This is a genomic window from Sphingomonas sp. KRR8 (assembly GCF_023559245.1).
Taxonomy (GTDB): domain Bacteria; phylum Pseudomonadota; class Alphaproteobacteria; order Sphingomonadales; family Sphingomonadaceae; genus Sphingomicrobium.
Genome location: NZ_CP097462.1, coordinates 1512271 through 1531566 on the forward strand (window position 1 = coordinate 1512271; position 19296 = coordinate 1531566).

The window sequence follows — 19296 nt, forward strand, 5'->3', positions numbered from 1 at the left end:
CAGGAGTAAGTGATGAACGAACTGACGAACTTCGCGAACCCGGTGGCCAAGCCGGAGACCTTCGACGAGATCAAGATCGGGATCGCGAGCCCGGAGAAGATCCGCAGCTGGTCGTTCGGCGAGATCAAGAAGCCGGAGACCATCAACTACCGCACGTTCAAGCCCGAGCGTGACGGCCTGTTCTGCGCGCGCATCTTCGGTCCGATCAAGGACTACGAATGCCTGTGCGGCAAGTACAAGCGCATGAAGTACAAGGGCATCGTCTGCGAAAAGTGCGGCGTCGAGGTGACCGTCTCCAAGGTCCGCCGCGAGCGCATGGGCCACATCGAGCTCGCCGCGCCCGTCGCACACATCTGGTTCCTCAAGTCGCTGCCGTCGCGCATCGGCCTGCTGCTCGACATGCAGCTGAAGCAGCTCGAGCGGATCCTCTACTTCGAGAGCTATGTCGTGATCGAGCCGGGCCTGACCCCGCTCGAGAAGTATCAGCTGCTCACCGAGGACGAGCTCCTCAACGCGCAGGACGAATATGGCGAGGACGCCTTCTCCGCCGGCATCGGCGCGGAAGCGGTCAAGATCATGCTCATGGACCTCGATCTCGAGGGTGAGCGCAAGGTCCTGCTCGAAGAGCTGGCGGTCACCAAGTCCGAGCTCAAGCCCAAGAAGATCATCAAGCGGCTCAAGGTCGTCGAGAGCTTCCTGGAGTCGGGCAACCGTCCGGAGTGGATGATCCTCGACGTCGTTCCGGTCATCCCGCCCGAGCTGCGCCCGCTGGTGCCGCTGGACGGCGGCCGCTTCGCGACCTCGGACCTGAACGACCTCTACCGCCGCGTCATCAACCGCAACAACCGCCTGAAGCGCCTGATGGAGCTGCGTGCGCCGGACATCATCGTCCGCAACGAGAAGCGCATGCTTCAGGAAGCGGTCGACGCGCTGTTCGACAACGGCCGTCGCGGCCGCACCATCACCGGCGCCAACAAGCGTCCGCTGAAGTCGCTGTCCGACATGCTCAAGGGCAAGCAGGGCCGCTTCCGCCAGAACCTGCTCGGCAAGCGCGTCGACTATTCGGGCCGTTCGGTTATCGTCACCGGTCCGGAGCTCAAGCTTCATCAGTGCGGCCTGCCGAAGAAGATGGCGCTCGAGCTGTTCAAGCCGTTCATCTACTCGCGCCTCGACGCCAAGGGTCTCTCCATGACCCTCAAGCAGGCCAAGAAGTGGGTCGAGAAGGAGCGCAAGGAAGTCTGGGACATCCTCGATGAGGTGATCCGCGAGCATCCGGTGCTGCTGAACCGCGCCCCGACGCTCCACCGTCTCGGCATCCAGGCGTTCGAGCCGGTGCTGATCGAGGGCAAGGCGATCCAGCTTCACCCGCTGGTCTGCGCCGCCTTCAACGCCGACTTCGACGGCGACCAGATGGCCGTGCACGTTCCGCTGAGCCTCGAGGCGCAGCTGGAAGCGCGCGTCCTGATGATGAGCACCAACAACATCCTCTCGCCCGCGAACGGCAAGCCGATCATCGTGCCGTCGCAGGACATGGTGCTGGGTCTCTATTACCTCTCGATGGAGAAGGACGGAGAGCCGGGCCAGGGCATGCTGCTGGCGGACATGCAGGAGGTTCACTCGGCCATTGCGGCCGGGGCGGTCACCCTGCACTCCAAGATCATCAGCCGCGTTCCGCAGACGGACGAGGCTGGCAACCAGTATATGAAGCGCTTCGAGACGACGCCGGGCCGGATGCTGCTCGGCGAGACGCTCCCGAAGAGCCACAAGGTGCCGTTCGAGACCGTCAACCGCCTGCTGACCAAGAAGGACATCGGCGACGTTATCGACGAGGTCTATCGTCACACCGGTCAGAAGGACACGGTGCTGTTCGCCGACGCCATCATGGGGCTGGGTTTCCGCCACGCCTTCAAGGCCGGCATCAGCTTCGGCAAGGACGACATGGTCATCCCGGCCGCCAAGGATCCCCTCGTCGAGGAGACCCGTGCGCTGGTGAAGGACTATGAGCAGCAGTACCAGGACGGCCTGATCACCCAGCAGGAAAAGTACAACAAGGTGATCGACGCCTGGTCGCGTTGCGGTGATCGCGTCGCGCAGGAGATGATGAAGGAAATCTCGGCCACGCCGAAGGGCGAGGATGGCCGCGAGAAGCCGATCAACTCCATCTACATGATGGCCCACTCGGGCGCTCGTGGTAGCCAGGCGCAGATCAAGCAGCTGGCCGGCATGCGCGGCCTGATGGCCAAGCCGTCGGGCGAGATCATCGAGACGCCGATCATCTCGAACTTCAAGGAAGGCCTGACCGTCCTTGAATACTTCAACTCGACCCACGGCGCCCGCAAGGGCCTGGCGGACACGGCGCTCAAGACGGCGAACTCGGGTTACCTGACCCGCCGTCTGGTCGACGTCTCGCAGGATGCCGTGATCGTCGAGGAGGATTGCGGCACCGACCAGGCGCTCGAGATGCGCGCCATCGTGCAGGGCGGCGCGGTGATCGCCTCGCTCGGCGACCGCGTGCTGGGCCGGACCACGGCCGAGGACGTCGTCGATCCCAAGACGGGCGAGACGATCGTTGCCGAGGGCGTGCTGCTCGACGAGCCGATGGTGGCGCAGCTGGAGGCCGCTGGTCTCCAGGGCATCAAGATCCGCTCGCCGCTGGTTTGCGCCAGCCGCCAGGGTGTCTGCGGCAAGTGCTACGGGCGTGACCTCGCCCGCGGTACGCCGGTGAACATCGGTGAAGCGGTCGGCGTTATCGCCGCCCAGTCGATCGGTGAGCCGGGCACCCAGCTGACGATGCGGACCTTCCACATCGGCGGCGCGGCCCAGCTCAACGAGCAGTCGAACCTCGAGGCGCCGGTCGACGGCACCATCGAGCTTCGGGACATGCCGACGATCACCGATCCGCGCGGCCGGCACATCTCGCTGTCACGTTCGGGCGAGATCGCGATCCTCGACATGGACGGCCGCGAGCTCTCCACGCACCGCGTGCCGTACGGCGCGCACCTGCTGTGCGAGAGCGGACACATCGTCTCCAAGGGCGACCGCATCGCCGAGTGGGATCCGAGCTTCGCGCCGGTGATCACGGAGCGGGCGGGCACGATCAAGTTCCAGGACCTGATCGAGCAGCGCACCATGACGGAGGTGACCGACGAGTCGACCGGTATCGCCCAGCGCGTGGTGACCGAGGACATGGGCCGTTCCAAGAAGGACGACCTGCGCCCCCGCCTCACCCTGCTTGGCGCCGACGCGACGGAATCGGGCGTCTACCGCCTGGCGACCAACGCGATCGTCGCGGTCGAGGACGGCCAGAGCGTGGAAGCCGGCGAAGTGCTCGCCCGTCTCCCGCGCGAAGCGGCCCGGACCCGCGACATCACCGGCGGTCTGCCGCGGGTGGCGGAACTGTTCGAGGCCCGCAAGCCGAAGGAGAATGCGATCATCGCCAAGGTGTCCGGCAAGGTCACCTTCATGAAGGACTACAAGGCCAAGCGTAAGATCGCGATCGTCCCCGACGACGGTGGAGATCCGGTCGAGTATCTGGTGCCCAAGTCCAAGGTGATCGACGTCCAGGAAGGCGACTTCGTCAAGCGTGGCGACAACCTGGTCGGCGGTTCACCCGATCCGCATGACATCCTGGAAGTGCTCGGCGTCGTGGCGCTGGCCGAATATCTCGTCAGCGAGATTCAGGAGGTCTATCGACTGCAGGGCGTGAAGATCAACGACAAGCACATCGAGGTGATCGTTCGCCAGATGCTGCAGAAGGTTGAGATCACCGACGGTGGCGACACCACACTGCTCGCCGGCGAACAGGTCGATCGCGAGGAAATGGACGAGATTAACTCGAAGCTCGAGAAGAAGGGCAAGCCGGCTGTCGGCAAGCCCGTCCTGCTCGGCATCACCAAGGCCTCGCTCCAGACCCGCAGCTTCATCTCGGCGGCCTCCTTCCAGGAGACCACCCGGGTGCTCACCGAGGCTTCGGTGCAGGGCAAGATCGACACGCTCAACGGGCTCAAGGAAAATGTCATCGTCGGCCGCCTCATCCCGGCGGGTACCGGCGCGGGCATGAACCGCCTGCGCGTGGCGGCCACCAGCCGCGACGCGGCGATGCGGGCAACGCAGCGCAAGCTGGCCGAGGCGCTGGTCGCCCCGAACAGCGCCGACGAGCTGCGTGCCGCAGAGAACGCCCGTTCGGTCCGTGACGACACCGCCGGCATCGGCGGCGACCCGCTGGGCGAGGTCGTGACCAGCGGCCACGGCAGCGACGCGGACGCCGGCGACTACCTGCAGGATTAACCGGTCGGGGCCCCTCCCCGTTCAATGGAGGGGCCCCGAACGCGGGGCCGGCAGTGCATCGCCTTCAACTCACAAGAAAACCCCGCCGGAGCCTTGGCTCCGACGGGGTTTTTCTTTTGCAGATTGCTGTCCGGCGAGGCCGTTAGCAGCGCGCCCCGTTGATCGTGTTCTGGGTGCAGTTGGCGGCCGAGTTGATATCGGCGGCCGCACCCCGAACGGTATTGCAGGCGGCAAGCGCCAGCGAACCCGCGATCAGGCCGAGTGCAACAACAGTCTTCACCATGGTCATCCCTTTCTTACGAACCCGAAATGACCATGGCCGAAATCAGATCGCGTTGTCGACCGCGTTTGCAGCCGAGTTCACGTCCTTGGCGGCACCGCGAACGGTGTTGCAAGCCGCGATCGCCAACGAACTGCCGATCAGGGCCAGAGTCACTACCTTGCGAAGCATCGTCAATTCTCCTGTCTGACCGCTGAACAACCGTTGCGGGAGCGGTTAGTTTCGTCAGACCGCGACGGGCGCCGAGATATGTGGGTGGGGGTCGTAGCCCACGACCTCGAAATCCTCGAGTTCGTAGCCGAACAAGTCCTGACCTCGGTCCTTGATCCTGAGCTGCGGAAGCGAGCGCACGTCCCGCGTCAGCTGCAGTCGCGCCTGGTCGAGGTGGTTGGAGTAGAGATGCACATCCCCACCGGTCCACACGAAGGTGCCCGGCTCCAGCCCGCATTCGCGCGCCAGCATGTGGGTCAGCAGTGCATAGGAAGCGATGTTGAACGGCACCCCCAGGAACAGGTCGGCGCTGCGCTGATAGAGCTGCAGATTGAGGCGCCCAGCCGCCACCTGCGTCTGGAACAGGCAATGGCACGGCGCCAGCGCCATTCGCCCGATCTCGCCCGGGTTCCAGGCCGTGACGATCTGCCGCCGGCTCGCCGGATCGCGCCGGATCAGCTCCACCAGCTCGCGGATCTGGTCGATGTGCCGGCCGTCCGCGGCCTCCCAGTCACGCCATTGCTTGCCATAGACCGGGCCCAGGTCGCCCTGCTCGTCCGCCCACTCGTCCCAGATGCTGACCTTGCGCTCCTGCAGCCAGCGCACGTTGGTGTCGCCATTGAGAAACCACAGCAGTTCGACGATGATCGACCGCAGGTGCAATTTCTTGGTGGTCACCAGCGGAAAGCCGTCCGCCAGGTCGAACCGCATCTGCGCTCCGAACAGGGAAAGCGTACCGGTGCCAGTGCGATCCTGCTGCGGTACGCCTTGGTCGAGCACCCGCTGCATCAGCTCATGATAGGTCTGCATGGCCCGATGCTAGCCGCCGGGCCCTGCCAAGGCGAGAGGCGGCGATACGTCCGAAATGGATAAGGAAGTGGACTCGACTTCGCTTCGGGACGGTGCGCCGGGGACCTATGACAAGGGCAGATGCTTCAGCGTGCCGAAACGCCAGCCACCCTCGCCGGGGTCGACGCAGCCAGGGCCTTCTTCGCCGGCTGTGTCGATCCGCTCGCCGGTCATGAAACGCTTTGGGTCGCCCACCTCGACGAGGGTGCCCGCTGCATCCATCTTCAGGCCTACCCCGATGCGGCGGGTATTGGTGAGACTCCGCTACCGGAAATCCTTGCCGATGCCGCAGAACAGGGCAGCGCCGGCTTGCTGCTCGCCCACCGCCAGCCAGGCCGCGACAGCAGCCCGCGCCGCACCGACCGCGCCGCCACCCATCGCCTCGCCCTCGCCGCGGAGGCGTGCGACATCACGCTGGTCGACCACCTGATCTTCGCCGGCGACACCTGCACCAGCATGCGCCGGATCGGACTTCTTTAAGCCGTTCGGACTGGATCGCTCCACCGGACACCGGCAGGAGGGTGGCCAGTTTCGCTTTCTCTCATGCAAACTATTCAACAGCGGGCACTGCAAGGCGGGGCTACGACGTGGTAGGCCAGGACATCGCTTCCAGCATGATCGACCTGGCGCGGGAGCGGGCGTCGGCGGAGGTCGAGGGACGTCTTTCCTTCATCTGCGGCGACTTCGAGAGCGGCGGCTTCGTCGATGAGTTCGACGCCGTGATCTTCGATTGCCTGCACCACGCTGAGGACGAGCGCGCAGCGATCGCAAGCGCCTATCGTGCACTCAAGCCCGGCGGTGTGCTGATCGCCCACGAACCGGGTGAGGGGCATTCCACAGCGCCCGGTTTGATCGAGGCGATGCGGCTCTATGGCGTGGCCGAGCGGGACATGCCCCCGCACCTCATCTGGCGCCACGCTCAGGAGATCGGATTTCGCTCCTTCCGTGTGTTTCCCATGCTGCAGGAGCTGCTGGAGGTGTTCTATCACCAGCCGCCGCTCAAGACCCTCCGCAAAGGCTGGCGCCACCGGGCCAAGCGCATCTGGAAGATGGCCTTTGCCCCGTCCGATCGCGCCAGCGCCATCATGGTGCTGATGAAATAGCGGCCGCTGGCTCGCGGCGCGCCGTAGGCCTCAGCGCGGGCGTCCATCCCGGCACGGCCTGATCGCACCCGGTTCGGGCCGGGCGCTTGTCTGGCGGAAGGTCATCAGGAAGCTGTCGCCGCCGTGCAAGGGCACGAACTTCACGGCGCTCAGCCCAAGGGCCGCGAACTCGCACTTGAGCTCGGGCGGCGGCATCCCGTGCCGCTTCACCGGCCGCAGCGCATCGACCACCACCACCTCGCCGCCCGGCTTCAGCCCGCCCGCAAGGTGCCACAGAAACTCGTAAGGCTGGGTCACCTCATGGTACATGTGCACCAGGAAAATTCGATCGAAGCTTGCGGGCGGGAGCATCGGGTTCGCCGGCTGGCCAAGCCGCACCGCGACATTGTCCAGCTTCTCGCGCTGCACCCGCTGCGCCAACTCATCACGCGTTTCGGCGACCACGTCCTGCGCCAGCACCCGCCCGGTCGGCCCGACGAGCGGAGAAAGTCGCACGGTGTAATAGCCCTCGCCCGCGCCGACATCGGCGACCGACATTCCGGCCCGCACATCGGCCTGCGCCATCACCTGCTCGAACTCGCCAATGCGGTCGCGCGCGTCCTCGGTTGAGTAGGCGCCCGAGACGATCGGCGCGACGTCACGCTCGGCTGGCGGAAAGGGGTTCTCGGCGCTGGCGTTGACGCGGCAGGCCGTGAGAAGCAAAAGCGGAAGGAGGAGCGAGCCCGCACCCCGCTTCTCCCTCTTGGGGGAGCCGTCGTGCGCAGCATGACAAGGGGATGCAGCCGACCCCTCAGTCGGCCGCTGGCGGATACCTCCCCAAAGGGGGAGGAGCTGGCTCAATCCACGTCCTCCACGTCGATTTTCTCGCCCGTCACCCGCTGGCTCAGCGCGGCCGCCATGAAGCGATCGAGGTCGCCGTCGAGCACGTCGTTCGGGGCGGTGGACGTCACTCCCGTGCGCAGGTCCTTCACCAACTGATAGGGCTGCAGCACGTAGGAGCGGATCTGGTGGCCCCAGCCGATATCCGTCTTGCTGGCGGCGCTGGCGTTGGCCTCGGCCTCCCTTTTCTGCAACTCCAGCTCATACAGGCGTGCCTTCAATTGCTTGAAGGCCTCGGCCCGGTTCTTGTGCTGGCTCCGCTGATTCTGACATTGCACGACGATGTTGGTCGGCAGGTGGGTGATGCGGACCGCGCTGTCGGTCGTGTTGACGTGCTGCCCGCCCGCGCCCGACGCGCGATAGGTGTCGATGCGAAGCTCGCTTTCGTTGATCTCGATGTCGATGTCGTCGTCGACCTCGGGATAGACCCACACGCTGGCGAAGCTGGTGTGCCGCCGGGCCGAGCTGTCGTACGGGCTGATCCGGACCAGCCGGTGAACCCCGCTTTCGACCTTGAGGTTGCCGTAGGCGTTCTCGCCCTTGATCAGCAGGGTCGCCGATTTGATGCCGGCCTGCTCGCCGGCGTGGAAGTCGACCAGCTCGACCTTCATCCCGTGCCGCTCGGCCCAGCGCGAATACATTCGCTGCAGCATCCCGGCCCAATCCTGACTCTCGGTCCCGCCTGCGCCTGAATTCACTTCGACATAGCTGTTGTTGGCGTCGGCCTCCCCGGCCAGCAGCGCCGCGACCTTGTCCTTTTCCGCCCGCTCCGCGAGCTCCGCCAGGCTTTTCACGCCATCGTCGACGAGCTCGTCGTCGCCCTCGGCCTCGGCCATCTCGATCAGCTCGACGGTGTCGGTCAGCTCGGTCTCAAGCTTGCGGGTGGCGCCGATCGCTTCTTCCAGGCGCCGCCGCTCGCGCATGACTTCCTGCGCCGCCTTGGGATCGTCCCACAGCGTCGGGTCCTCGACCTTGCCGTTCAGTTCCTCAAGGCGGCGGTGCGCGCGGTCCCAGTCCAGGAAGCGGCGCAGCAGCTGCGTGGCGGCGTTGATCTGGTCGATATGAGCCTGCGCTTCGGCGCGCATGGATAATCCTTACTGAAGCGTCGGGTGCGTGGCCGCGCACCGAAAAAGCGAAAAGCCGCTACCGGCGTTAGTAGATGGTGCCCCGCCTCTGCAAGAAGTCGTCCTGCGACGGCTGGGTCGCCGCCTTGGCGCGAGCAACAGATGGGCGCTGGCGAGCGGCGGCAACCCGGCGCGGCGCGGTCGCGGGCGCGGACGCCTCGGAATCCTCTTCCTCGTCTTCGCCACCACGCCGGAACGAACGCCTCGGCTCGGTCTCCGGCTTGAACGCTTCCCAGATGACCGCCGCCTTTGGATCCTCCTGGGTGGGGAAAGTGCCGAACACCTTGCGGCCGCTGACCCGGTCGATCCGGACCATCCGTATGCCCGGCGGAGCGACGAACGGCACTGGCGGTACGTCCTTGAACGCGGCCTGCGCGAACTGCTTGAAGATCGGCGCGGCGATCCGGCCGCCCTGCGCACCGCCTCCCAGCGAGCGGGGCTGGTCGTAGCCGAGGTAGGTACCCGCGACCACGTCCGGGGTCCCGCCCACGAACCACACGTTGGTCGGGCCTGAGGTGGTGCCGGTCTTGCCGAACAGCGGGCGATTGAGGTCACGCAGCACCACCGCCGTGCCGCGCTGGATCACGCCCGTCATGATGTGCACCATCTGGAACGCCGCCTGCGGATCGAGGATCTGGCGGGAGCGGAGCGGCGGCCGCGGCATGATGCCGCCATTCCAGTCGTTGCAATTGCCCATCACCTGACAGCGGTTGTCGGTGCGGTAGATGACCTTGCCGTTGCGGTCCTGGATGAAGTCGATCAGCGTCGGCGTGACCGCCCGACCGTGATTGGCCAGGATCGCATAAGCGTTGGTCAGCTTCTGCACCGTGGTGTCGCCGGCTCCAAGCGCGATCGACAGGTAGTTGGGATAATCGCCAACCCCCAGCCGGCGCGCCGTGTCGGTGATCTTGGGCATTCCGATCTGGCTTGCGGTGCGCACCGTCATCAGGTTGCGCGACTGCTCCACGCCCCAGCGCATCGTCTTGGGCCCATAATATTTGCCGTCGAAGTTGCGGAAGCATTTGTTGCCGAGGCCGGCGCCCTGCCACACGCAGAAGGGGGCGTCGGGAACGATGCTCGCCGGTGTCATGCCGTTCGCCAGCGCGGTGTAATAGACGATCGGCTTGAAGGTCGATCCGGGCTGGCGGTTCGCCTGCGTCACCCGATTGTAGGACGACCCGCGCGAGTCGAACCCGCCCTGCATCGCCAGCACCCGGCCGGTGCGCACTTCCTCCGCGGTGAATCCGCCGCCGATCTCCGGCGCCGAGCGGAGGAAATAGCTGCCGTTTCCGCCATCCTTGACGATGATCACCATGCCAGGCTGGAGGAAGTTGAACGCCGCGCCGCCCACTCCGCGTTTGGGCTGGGAAGCGTTGCCGGCTGGCAGCCGACCGGTTGAGCCGTTCTCAAAACCGATGTCGGCGACACCGTCGCCCTTCCGCAGGACCACGGCCTTGCGCCAATCCTTGAACCCGGTGCCCACCGGCGTGCGGTCGAGTGCCGCCTGCCAACCGTCTCCGTCGACATCGATCTTCAGTCCGCTGTCGCGCCAGCCGCGGCCGCCGTCGAAGTTCGCCATCCCTTCCTGCAAGGCCGCCGCCGCCGCGTCCTGCATCTTCGGGTCCATCGAGCTTCGCACCCACAGCCCCCCGGCATACAGGCTGTTCGGCCCGTCCGCAGGCTTCTCGCCATAGCGGCGGATGAGGTCGCGGCGGACCTCCTCCATGAAGTAGCCGCCCTGATCCTGGAACTTCTGGTTCGAGCCATAGGGGATGGTGCCGAGCGGGGTCGCCGCCGCCTGCTTCCAATCCGCTTCGCTGATGTAGCCGTTGCGGTACATCTCGCGCAGCACATAGTTGCGCCGGTCCAGCGCCTTCTGCGTCGCGCGGATCGGATCGTAGTTGCTCGGCGCCTTGGGCAGCACCGCCAGATAGGCCGCCTCCGGCAGCGTCAGGTCGCCGATATCCTTGTCGAAATAGGCGCGTGCAGCAGCCTGGATGCCGTAGGCATTCCGGCCAAGGAAGATCTGGTTGAGATACAGCTGCAGGATCTGCGGCTTGCTCAGCGTCGACTCCAGGCGGAAGGCGAGGATCGCCTCGCGGATCTTGCGCCCGACATTGTAGCTGTTGTCCTGAAGCAGGTTCTTGGCGACCTGCTGGGTGATGGTCGAGCCGCCGCGCGCGCGCCCGCCGCCCGTGACCTTCTTGGTGCCATAGTCGAACACCGCCCCGAGCAGGCCGGTGTAGTCGATCCCGCCGTGGGTGAAGAAGTTCTTGTCCTCGGCCGAAGTGAAGGCCTCGACCACCAGCTTGGGCATCTCGTCAAAGCTGAGCTCGACCCGCCGCTCGCGGGCGAAGGTCTGGATCGGCTGCCCATCATAGCCGCGCACGTTGGTGGGCAGCGGGTTCTGATAGGCGAGCAGGCTTTCCGAACTCGGGATTTCCCGTGCGAACACCGCCCACACCAGCAGGAAACCGAAATAAAAGGTGACGGCCGCATAGGTCAGCCAGCGAAACCACCGCTGCCCCCACCAGCCGCGCACACGGTCGGCGGCGCGGTGGTGACGCTCAAGCCACGGGGACGAGTGGGAAGTCGCAACGGCGTCCATAGGGCGCACGCTCTAGCCGCTTGCTCTCACTCGGGAAAGCGGCTCGTCAGCGGGCCGTCGCCTTCAGCGCCATCTCCGTCTCGATCGCCCGCGCCAGCGCCGCGACCATCCGTGCCCGCTGAGCCGGATCGCGCAGCATCGCCTCGTCCCCGGCGTTGGATAGGTACCCGACCTCTACCAGCACCGCCGGCGCTTCCGTCCGACGAAGCACGCGAAACGCCGCAAAGCGGTGCGGCTCGGGGCGCAGCGTCATCGTACCCTTGGCCTGCCCGATGAGGCGCACCGCGAAATCGGCCGACGCGCTCATCGTGTCGCGCATGGCGAGGTCGGCAAGCAGCGCCCGTACCCCGCCACTGGCAGCGGCCGGCACCCCGGCGCTGGCGTCCTGCTGTGCCGCCATGCGCGCCGCATCGGCGTCCGACGCCACCTCCGACAGCGAATAGACGGTGGCTCCGCGCGCTTCCGGATCATTGGAGCTGTCGGCGTGAAGCGAGACGAACAGCGCCGCGCCCAGCCGCCGCGCAATGTCGGAGCGGTTGTCGAGTCCGATCGTGCGGTCGTCCTCGCGGGTGAGCGCGATCCGCACCCGACCGTCCTTGGCCAACCGGTCGCGCAGCTCGCGCACTACCGCCAGCGTCAGTTCCTTTTCCTTGATCCCGGTGACGATCCCCGCGGCTCCCGGATCGCGCCCGCCATGCCCGGCGTCGATCACTACCAGTGGCCGCCCGGGCACTCTCGCCTCGATCACCCTGACGTCGGTCAGCGGGTCGGACAGGCTCAGAGTGAGGCTTCCGCCCTGCTCCTCGCCCGGCAACGCGTCGCCGCCCGCGTCATGCCGCGTGCAGCCGGCCAGCGCCGCCAGCGCGATCAGTCCTGCTCCCCGCAACTTCATCAGCTCAGGCTTAGAGGCTTGTTGACCACGGTTAAAGTCGGCCACTGCTGCCATTGCGGCGGCGCTGCGGCGGTGCTAGGCCGATGACCGGTCCCGCTTGTCCTCGCAGTTCGAGGAAAAGTGAGCGGACCAGCCCCGGGTCGGCCGTCCATCAGGACTCAAGCTGTCCTGGGTTCAAACAGGTTGACGCTGCAATGACACCATCCAACGCCCGTCGGGAGCTCTTCGCAGAGCTCGACGGCGCGTCTTCGCGGGTGGCGCACGCAGCAGCAGCAGATTTCATCATCCTTCCCAGCGCCCGCGGCCCCGCCGCGCCGGCGCTGGAATCATCACGCGCGCGCCGCCCCGAGGGGGTTCAGGCGCGCCAGCGGAGACTTTTTCATGACAATGCGCATGCTGATCGACGCGCGCCACCCGGAAGAAACCCGGGTCGCGGTCGCCAAGGGTAACCGGATCGAGGAATTCGACTTCGAATCCGCTGAGCACAAACAGCTCAAAGGCAATATCTACCTCGCCAAGGTCACCAGGGTCGAACCGTCGCTCCAGGCGGCGTTCGTCGATTACGGCGGAAATCGTCACGGCTTCCTCGCCTTCAGCGAAATCCACCCCGATTATTACCAGATTCCGCGCGAGGATCGCGAGGCGCTGCTCCGTGAGGAAGCCGAGCACGCCGCCGAGGAAGAGCGCCTGCGCGCCCAGGCGGACGAGGATTATCCGCTCGACACCCACCACGACGACGACGGTTCGGACGACCGCCCCGACGACTATGACGATGAGGCCGAAGGCCACGGCGACGAGGAAGACGGCGAAGAGCCCGCGCAGCGCGCCGAGGAAACCGGTGGCGGTGGCCGCCGCGCCGCGGTTGACGAGGCCGACGACCTGCGCCGCCGGCGCCAGAATCTGCGCCGCCGCTACAAGATCCAGGACGTCATCCATCGGCGGCAGGTGCTGCTGGTCCAGGTCGTCAAGGAAGAGCGTGGCAACAAGGGCGCCGCGCTGACCACCTACCTCAGCCTCGCCGGCCGTTATTGCGTGCTGATGCCCAACACCTCGCATGGTGGCGGGATCAGCCGGAAGATTTCCAACGGGGCGGACCGCAAGCGCCTGAAGTCGATCATGGCCGACCTGTCGCTGCCCAAGACGATGGGCCTGATCGTCCGTACCGCCGGCCTCCAGCGCACCAAGACCGAGATCAAGCGCGACTTCGACTATCTCGCCCGCCTGTGGGACGAGATCCGCGAGGTGACGCTCAAGTCCAGCGCCCCGGCGCTGATCTATCGCGACAGCGACCTCATCAAGCGCGCAATCCGCGACCTCTACCATCGTGAGATCGAGGAAGTGATTGTCGAGGGCGAGGCCGGCTACAAGGCCGCCCGCGGCTTCATGAAGCTCCTGATGCCCAGCCACGTGCGCCGGGTCACCTGCCACACCGAAGCGACGCCCCTGTTCCAGCGCTACGGCGTCGAGGAGCAGCTTGGCGCCATGTACCAGCCGCTCGTCCAGCTGAAGAGCGGCGGCTATCTGGTGATCAACCCGACCGAGGCCTTGGTCTCGATCGACATCAACTCCGGCCGTTCGACCCGCGAGCATAACATCGAGCAGACCGCCTTCCAGACCAACCTGGAAGCCGCCAACGAGATCGCCCGCCAGCTGCGCCTGCGCGACATGGCCGGCCTCGTCGTCATCGACTTCATCGACATGGAACAGAACGGCCATGTCCGGAAGGTCGAGAAGGCGATGAAGGAGGCGCTGAAGAACGATCGCGCCCGCATCCAGGTCGGTCGCATCTCCAGCTTCGGCCTGATGGAAATGAGCCGCCAGCGCCTTCGCACCGGCGTGCTCGAGGCCTCGACCAAGCCCTGCGCCCACTGCGACGGCACCGGCCTGATGCGCACCGCATCGTCGGCCGGCCTTCAGGCGCTGCGCCTGATCGAGGACGAAGCCGCCCGCGGCCGTGGTGAGAAGGTCTGCCTTCGCGCCGGCGCCGAAGCCGCCATCTACGTCCTCAACAAGAAGCGGACCGAGCTGGCCGACATCGAGGCACGCTACGGTGTCTCGATCGAAGTGCTGGTCGATCCGGGCCTTGAAGGTGCGCGGATGAGTGTCGACAGCTCGGGCCCGCGCCCGATCGCCCGGCCGCAGCCGCAGTCCCTCCCGGCGCCGATCGACGCCGTCGAGGACGACGAATTCGAGGACGAGGAAGAGTTCGAGGACGAAGCCGAGGAGCAGGAGGAGCGCTCCGGTCAGCGTTCGGAGCGTGGTCCCCGCGAGGAGCGCGGTTCCGAGGACGAGGGCGAAGGTGGCAAGCGCCGCCGCCGTCGCCGCCGCCGCGGCGGTCGCAATCGCCGCCGCGATGGCGAGCCGCTCGAGAATGGTGAAGCGACCCTGGAAGGCGATTCCGAGGAGGGCGAGCCGCAAGACGGCAGCCAGGAAGCCGAGCAGGTCGAGGCCGAGGCTCCGCGCGATGAGGAGGAGCAGCCGCGTGGCCGTCGCCGCCGTCGTGGCGGTCGCCGCGAGCGTGGTGACGAGCGGCCGGAGGGTGAGCAGCCCGTCGACCTGCCCGCCCCGGACGAGGCACCGATGAAGGAACCGGTCCCCTCGCAGGATCCGTCACCCGACACCGTCGAAGCACCGGCCGAGGACCAAGAGGGCAAGCCCAAGGCTCGCCGCCGCCCCCGCGCCCGCAAGGCCGAGGCCGTTGCTCCCGAGGCTGCTCCGGCACTGGAGATCGTGGCGCCCGAGGCTCCGGCCGACGTCGCCGGCGAAGATGCGGCGGCCGAAGCACCCGCCAAGCCCAAGCGCCGCAGCCGTGCCAAGAAGGCGGACGCGACCCTGGCCGTCGAAGCCGCGCCGGTGGTCGAGGCAGCTCCGGAGCCTGCGCCGGAACCGGTCGCCGAAGCGGCGCCGGAACCGGCTCCAGAACCAAGCAACGACTCGGCACCGACCGGCCAGTCCGCTCCCGCCGAGGACAGCGGCCCCCGCCGGCAAGGCTGGTGGCAGCGCACCTTCGGCTGATCGGGAAACCTCCCCGTTGCGGCGCAACGGGGAGGTTCCTGCGTCCTTTCACCGCCCATTCAGCCCAGCCCTCTCAGAGGCGCTCCATGCGACGCCTGACCCTGTTCGCCCGCTGGCTGATGCTGGCCCTGGTCCTGTCCTTTGCCGCGGCCCAGCCGGCTGCGGCGCAGGCCATTCTTCGCGACAGCGAATCCGAAGCGCTCTTCAATGACCTGTCCAGACCGCTGATCCAGGCGGCGGGGCTCGATCCCAAGGTGGTCAGGGTCGTCCTGATCAACGACCCCGAGATCAACGCCTTCGTCGCCACCGGCCAAACCGTCTACATCCACTCGGGCCTGCTGACGGCCGCGGACAACGCCAACCAGCTCCAGGGCGTAATCGCGCACGAGCTCGGCCACGTCGCGGGGGGCCATTCCATCCGGGTCTATGAAGGCGTCCGCAAGGCAACCGCCATCCAGATCCTCAGCCTCGTGCTTGGTGGGCTGGCGCTCGCAGCGGGCAGCGGCGACGCGGCGATGGGCGCCATGGCGCTCGGGCAGCAGGCCGCCGAAGGCACCTTCCTGTCCTTTTCGCGGACGCAGGAGACCAGCGCCGACCTCGCCGGCGCCTCCTACCTCAGCAAGGCTGGGATCAGCGGGCGCGGCAGCCTCGAATTCTTCAAAAAGCTGCAGAACCAGGAATATCGCCTGGCGCAGTATAAGACCGACAGTTACGGCCAGACCCATCCGCTCTCGTCGGAACGCATCCAGACACTCCAGACCCTTTACCAGAAGGACCCGGCCTGGACTCAGCGTACCGATCCCAAGCTGGAAGAGCGCTTCCAGCGGGTCCGCGCCAAACTGATCGGCTTCATCTCCGAACCGCAGGCGGTCCTCGCTTCCTATCCGCCCAGCGACCAGTCCATCCCGGCCCATTATGCTCGGGCCTACGCCTACCATCGGCAGGCCTTTCGCGATCAGGCGCTGGCCGAGACCGACGCCCTGCTGAAGGCCCGGCCGGGCGATCCCTACTTTCTCGAACTCAAGGGCCAGGTCCTGCTCGAATCGGGCAAGCCCAAGGACGCGCTGGAACCGCTTCGCCAGTCGGTCGCCGCCGCCCCCGACAAGCCGATGATCGCGGCCATGCTCGGCCATGCCCTCATCGCGACCGAGCAGGAGAGCAATTACCCGGAGGCGGAGCGGGTGCTCAAGGCCGCGGTCAACCGCGACAACGATAATCCCTTCGCCTGGTACCAACTCGGCATGGTCTACGAGCATAAGGGCGACCTCGCCCGCGCCGCCCTGGCGACGGCCGAGCGCTACAATCTCGAAGGCGATCCCAAGCTTGCGCTGGTCAGCGCCGAGACCGCCATGCGTGGGATTCCGCCGGGCACGCCGGACTATCTTCGGGCGCAGGATATCGCCATGGTGTCACGCGCCGAAGTCGACAAGAACAAGAAGGGCAATCGAAGCAAGTGAGCGAACCGAACCGGGCGCCGTCACCGCTCCCCGCCGCCCTCCTCGGAGCATTGGGGGGCACGCTCCTGACGCTCCTCGTCCTTGCTTTCGGCGCGCACGCCGGCTGGTTCGATCGCTATGTCCGCCAGTCCTTGACCCGCGACCCGGACATGCTGATCGCCGCCTCCGAAAGCCTCAAGCAGCGGCAATATGCACCAACGCTGGCGGCCAACCGGACCGCACTCGAAACGCCGTTTGGCTCATCTTGGCAGGGCGCCGCCAACCCGGACGTCACCTTGGTCGAATTCTACGACTACGCCTGCGGCTACTGCAAAGCCTCGCTCCCGGTGCTCGATCGCCTGCTCAAGGAAGATCCGAAGCTACGCATCGTCTACCGCGATTTCCCGATTCTCGGCGAAGGCAGCGTCGCCGCCGCGCGGATGGCGCTGGGCGCCAGCAAGGCCGGCAAGTTCACCCAGTTCCACGATGCCCTCTACGCCGCCGGCCGCCCGGACCAGCAGACGCTGACCCAGGCCGCACAGGCTGCCGGCATCCCGGCCGGGATTCCTCAAAGCCCCGAGTTCGAGACCGAGCTCAAGCGCAACTACCAGCTCGCGACCGAGCTTGGTGCCACCGGCACGCCGCTGTTCGTGGTCGGCAATCAGGTGCTGAACGGTGCTGTCGGTTACGACTCGCTCAAAGCCGCCATCGCCGCCGCCCGCGCCGCCAAGTCCTAGTTGACGAGCCCCAGCTTGGCGGCTCGCTCCGCTGCGGCCGGCGTGATCGCCATGGCCGCGGCCCGGTCCGCCTCGCCACCTGCTGCGTCGCCCATCCTCCGCTTGACCAAGCCGCGCATCAGCAAACTCCACGCGTTCCTCGGGCTGAGCCGGATGGCGGCATCATAATCGGCCAGCGCCGCCGGCAGGTTGTTCTGTCGAAGCCGCACCAGCGCCCGGCTGTCGAGATACGCCGCCGTGTTCGGCCGTGCCTTCAATGCCGCGTTGCAGTCGCTCAGCGCCTGGTCCAGCGAACGGTTGAGTTGCGCCAGCGCCCAGCAGCGCCCGTTGAGCGCGGACGGCCGCGCTGCGTCCTCCGAATGCGTCTTGAGCCAGGCGTCGTAGTTGGTCAGCGCCAGCTCGGGCTGCTCGGCGGCATTGGCCATGCCGGCCAGCTGCAGCCGCTGCCCCGCCGCCGCCGGCAGGATCCGGTCGAGCGCCCGCAGGTCCTCCGCCGCGCCCTGCGGGTCGCGCCCGACGAGCTTCATGGCCGCCCGCATCTGCCGCGCTTCCGTGTCGTTCGGGTCGAGTGACAGCGCCTTGTCGAGGTCGGCCGCGGCCAGCAGAGGCTGGCGATTGACCATCCGCGCCGTCGCTCGCTGGCGAAGGAAGCCGGCGTTGGTCGGAGCCAACGCCACCGCCTTGTCGAAGTCCGCCAGCGCCTCCGCCACCTTCTGCTTGCTTAGCAGCGCCGCCCCGCGCCGGGCGAACCCTTCGGCGTCGGTCGGCACCGCTGCCCGGTCCGTCAGGTCGAGCCGCTCGCCATTCGCCAGCCGCGCGCCCGTCGGAGCGATTCCGAACACAGGGCCGCCTTCGTAGGTGATCAGCATCTTGTTTGCGCTGTTGGCGACATAAACATGGTGAGTGAGGAAGAAGTCCGCGCCAATCAGCATGTCCGCATTGCTGAACTGGGCCTCGCTGAAGCGGATTTGCGGATGCGGAATGCTCTCGCCCCCAATCTGCAGCCTGTCGAACTTGCCCATCCAGCTCCGCAGCGTCCTGGTGCCAAGGCCCGTCGCCGGTCCGCTTGCCTCCACCCCCGGGCTCGTTGGAGTGACCCCCGCCCGCCGCGCCGCCGCCATGGTCAGCAGCGAACTTGGCGCTCCGGTATCGAACAGGGCGCGGAGCCGAACGCCGTTCAGCGTCACGGTCCCGATCGTATGGCTCTGGTTCGCCGAACGCTCCTCGATCGGGATGATCGTCAGCGGCTGCTCGCTCGGCCAATAGCCCAGCTCCTCGACCTTGCAGCCGCTGGGCTTGAGCACCCGGACGACGCCATGGCCAAGATCATATTCGGCATCGAACAGCCCAAGGAGGTTCTGCCCCAGCAGGCCGACCTGTCCGATGTCCGTTCCGCCGACGATGAACTGCACGTTGGGAATGTCGATTCCACCCACCGTGAACCGCTTGACGGTGGTCAGGCTCGCACTGGCCGAGCCGTTGATCCCGCGCAGGTAGAAGCCCGGCGGAAGATCGTTCAGCTTGAGGTTGAAGGTCTGGGCGGTGGCAGGTGACAGCGTGCTGAAGAAGGCGCCACTGTCGAGGATGAACCGCGCATCGCGTCCATCGATCTTGGCGTTCACCAGCGGCCGGGCGCCGACCATTGTGATCGGCAGTTCGAAATATTGCGTCAGGTGGCAGGCCGCGCCGGCCATGGTGGAACAGCCCAGCGCCGCCGTTCCGAACGCCAATCGAATACGCAGACGCATGAACCCTCCACCGACCGCTTCGCGGGACACTGGCCGCCCGAAGCGAGCCTAGCCATCCGGACGAACTTAACAACAGTTACAATGCGCTACGCCTTACCGGAAGCCAGCCAATTCCCGTCCGTTGTGGC

The 19296-nt window shown here is 66.6% G+C and carries 14 protein-coding genes; 6 read left to right on the forward strand and 8 right to left on the reverse strand.

Annotated elements, in window-relative coordinates:
* Nucleotides 1–12: 12 nt before the first annotated feature.
* Nucleotides 13–4287 carry a DNA-directed RNA polymerase subunit beta' gene (gene rpoC / locus M8312_RS07650; protein ID WP_250117133.1) on the forward strand — a complete coding sequence of 1425 codons (4275 nt, stop codon included), beginning with the start codon at nucleotides 13–15 and terminating at the stop codon, nucleotides 4285–4287.
* 142 nt (nucleotides 4288–4429) lie between these two features.
* Here rpoC and M8312_RS07655 read toward each other — a convergent pair whose 3' ends face one another.
* Genes M8312_RS07655 through M8312_RS07665 form a run of 3 tightly spaced genes read right to left on the reverse strand, consistent with a single transcriptional unit; the run spans nucleotide 4430 to nucleotide 5587 of the window.
* Nucleotides 4430–4570 carry an entericidin EcnA/B family protein gene (locus M8312_RS07655; RefSeq protein ID WP_250117134.1) on the reverse strand — a complete coding sequence of 47 codons (141 nt, stop codon included), beginning with the start codon at nucleotides 4568–4570 and terminating at the stop codon, nucleotides 4430–4432.
* Between the two features lie 42 nt (nucleotides 4571–4612).
* Nucleotides 4613–4738, reverse strand: coding sequence for an entericidin EcnA/B family protein (locus M8312_RS07660; protein WP_250117135.1), 126 nt, complete (start codon nucleotides 4736–4738; stop codon nucleotides 4613–4615).
* A 54-nt stretch (nucleotides 4739–4792) separates the two neighbouring features.
* Nucleotides 4793–5587, reverse strand: coding sequence for a thymidylate synthase (locus tag M8312_RS07665; RefSeq protein ID WP_250117136.1), 795 nt, complete (start codon nucleotides 5585–5587; stop codon nucleotides 4793–4795).
* Between the two features lie 120 nt (nucleotides 5588–5707).
* On the opposite strand from M8312_RS07665, the gene M8312_RS07670 reads away from it, so the two are divergent.
* Both M8312_RS07670 and M8312_RS07675 read left to right on the forward strand, forming a co-directional pair.
* Nucleotides 5708–6106, forward strand: coding sequence for a JAB domain-containing protein (locus M8312_RS07670; RefSeq protein ID WP_250117137.1), 399 nt, complete (start codon nucleotides 5708–5710; stop codon nucleotides 6104–6106).
* Between the two features lie 41 nt (nucleotides 6107–6147).
* Complete coding sequence (locus M8312_RS07675) at nucleotides 6148–6729, forward strand: class I SAM-dependent methyltransferase (RefSeq protein ID WP_284070162.1); 582 nt, start codon at nucleotides 6148–6150, stop codon at nucleotides 6727–6729.
* A 30-nt stretch (nucleotides 6730–6759) separates the two neighbouring features.
* Here M8312_RS07675 and M8312_RS07680 read toward each other — a convergent pair whose 3' ends face one another.
* The 4 genes from M8312_RS07680 to M8312_RS07695 form a co-directional block, all read right to left on the reverse strand.
* The gene (locus tag M8312_RS07680; RefSeq protein ID WP_250117139.1) at nucleotides 6760–7431 is read right to left on the reverse strand and encodes a class I SAM-dependent methyltransferase; all 672 of its coding nucleotides are present in this window, start codon (nucleotides 7429–7431) and stop codon (nucleotides 6760–6762) included.
* Between the two features lie 134 nt (nucleotides 7432–7565).
* Nucleotides 7566–8693, reverse strand: coding sequence for a peptide chain release factor 2 (gene prfB / locus M8312_RS07685; protein WP_250117140.1), 1128 nt, complete (start codon nucleotides 8691–8693; stop codon nucleotides 7566–7568).
* A gap of 67 nt (nucleotides 8694–8760) precedes the next feature.
* Nucleotides 8761–11340, reverse strand: coding sequence for a penicillin-binding protein 1A (locus tag M8312_RS07690; protein WP_250117141.1), 2580 nt, complete (start codon nucleotides 11338–11340; stop codon nucleotides 8761–8763).
* Between the two features lie 46 nt (nucleotides 11341–11386).
* Nucleotides 11387–12232, reverse strand: a complete 846-nt coding sequence (locus M8312_RS07695) for an N-acetylmuramoyl-L-alanine amidase family protein (protein WP_250117142.1) — start codon at nucleotides 12230–12232, stop codon at nucleotides 11387–11389.
* A 381-nt stretch (nucleotides 12233–12613) separates the two neighbouring features.
* On the opposite strand from M8312_RS07695, the gene M8312_RS07700 reads away from it, so the two are divergent.
* The 3 genes from M8312_RS07700 (at nucleotide 12614) to M8312_RS07710 (ending at nucleotide 17420) form a co-directional block, all read left to right on the forward strand.
* Nucleotides 12614–15247 (forward strand): Rne/Rng family ribonuclease, encoded by a 2634-nt coding sequence (locus M8312_RS07700; protein ID WP_250117143.1) that lies wholly within the window; start codon nucleotides 12614–12616, stop codon nucleotides 15245–15247.
* A gap of 86 nt (nucleotides 15248–15333) precedes the next feature.
* Nucleotides 15334–16704, forward strand: coding sequence for a M48 family metalloprotease (locus M8312_RS07705; RefSeq protein WP_502957396.1), 1371 nt, complete (start codon nucleotides 15334–15336; stop codon nucleotides 16702–16704).
* The gene (locus tag M8312_RS07710; protein ID WP_250117144.1) at nucleotides 16701–17420 is read left to right on the forward strand and encodes a DsbA family protein; all 720 of its coding nucleotides are present in this window, start codon (nucleotides 16701–16703) and stop codon (nucleotides 17418–17420) included. Before M8312_RS07705 ends, M8312_RS07710 begins: the two co-directional genes overlap by 4 nt.
* Here the strand turns inward: M8312_RS07710 and M8312_RS07715 are convergent.
* Entirely contained in the window at nucleotides 17417–19168 is a 1752-nt protein-coding gene (locus M8312_RS07715; protein ID WP_250117145.1) for an aspartyl protease family protein, read from the reverse strand. The two genes, M8312_RS07710 and M8312_RS07715, sit on opposite strands and share 4 nt — an antisense overlap.
* Nucleotides 19169–19296 lie beyond the last annotated feature (128 nt).

What these genes read in the sequence shown, in the direction of transcription:
- M8312_RS07665 (WP_250117136.1), bottom strand. Translation starts at nt 5,587, where the DNA reads ATGCAGACCTATCATGAGCTGATGCAGCGGGTGCTCGACCAAGGCGTA.
- M8312_RS07690 (WP_250117141.1), bottom strand. Translation starts at nt 11,340, where the DNA reads ATGGACGCCGTTGCGACTTCCCACTCGTCCCCGTGGCTTGAGCGTCAC.
- M8312_RS07700 (WP_250117143.1), top strand. Translation starts at nt 12,614, where the DNA reads ATGACAATGCGCATGCTGATCGACGCGCGCCACCCGGAAGAAACCCGG.
- M8312_RS07660 (WP_250117135.1), bottom strand. Translation starts at nt 4,738, where the DNA reads ATGCTTCGCAAGGTAGTGACTCTGGCCCTGATCGGCAGTTCGTTGGCG.
- M8312_RS07670 (WP_250117137.1), top strand. Translation starts at nt 5,708, where the DNA reads ATGCTTCAGCGTGCCGAAACGCCAGCCACCCTCGCCGGGGTCGACGCA.
- M8312_RS07705 (WP_502957396.1), top strand. Translation starts at nt 15,334, where the DNA reads ATGCGACGCCTGACCCTGTTCGCCCGCTGGCTGATGCTGGCCCTGGTC.
- prfB (WP_250117140.1), bottom strand. Translation starts at nt 8,693, where the DNA reads ATGCGCGCCGAAGCGCAGGCTCATATCGACCAGATCAACGCCGCCACG.
- M8312_RS07715 (WP_250117145.1), bottom strand. Translation starts at nt 19,168, where the DNA reads ATGCGTCTGCGTATTCGATTGGCGTTCGGAACGGCGGCGCTGGGCTGT.
- rpoC (WP_250117133.1), top strand. Translation starts at nt 13, where the DNA reads ATGAACGAACTGACGAACTTCGCGAACCCGGTGGCCAAGCCGGAGACC.
- M8312_RS07655 (WP_250117134.1), bottom strand. Translation starts at nt 4,570, where the DNA reads ATGGTGAAGACTGTTGTTGCACTCGGCCTGATCGCGGGTTCGCTGGCG.
- M8312_RS07695 (WP_250117142.1), bottom strand. Translation starts at nt 12,232, where the DNA reads ATGAAGTTGCGGGGAGCAGGACTGATCGCGCTGGCGGCGCTGGCCGGC.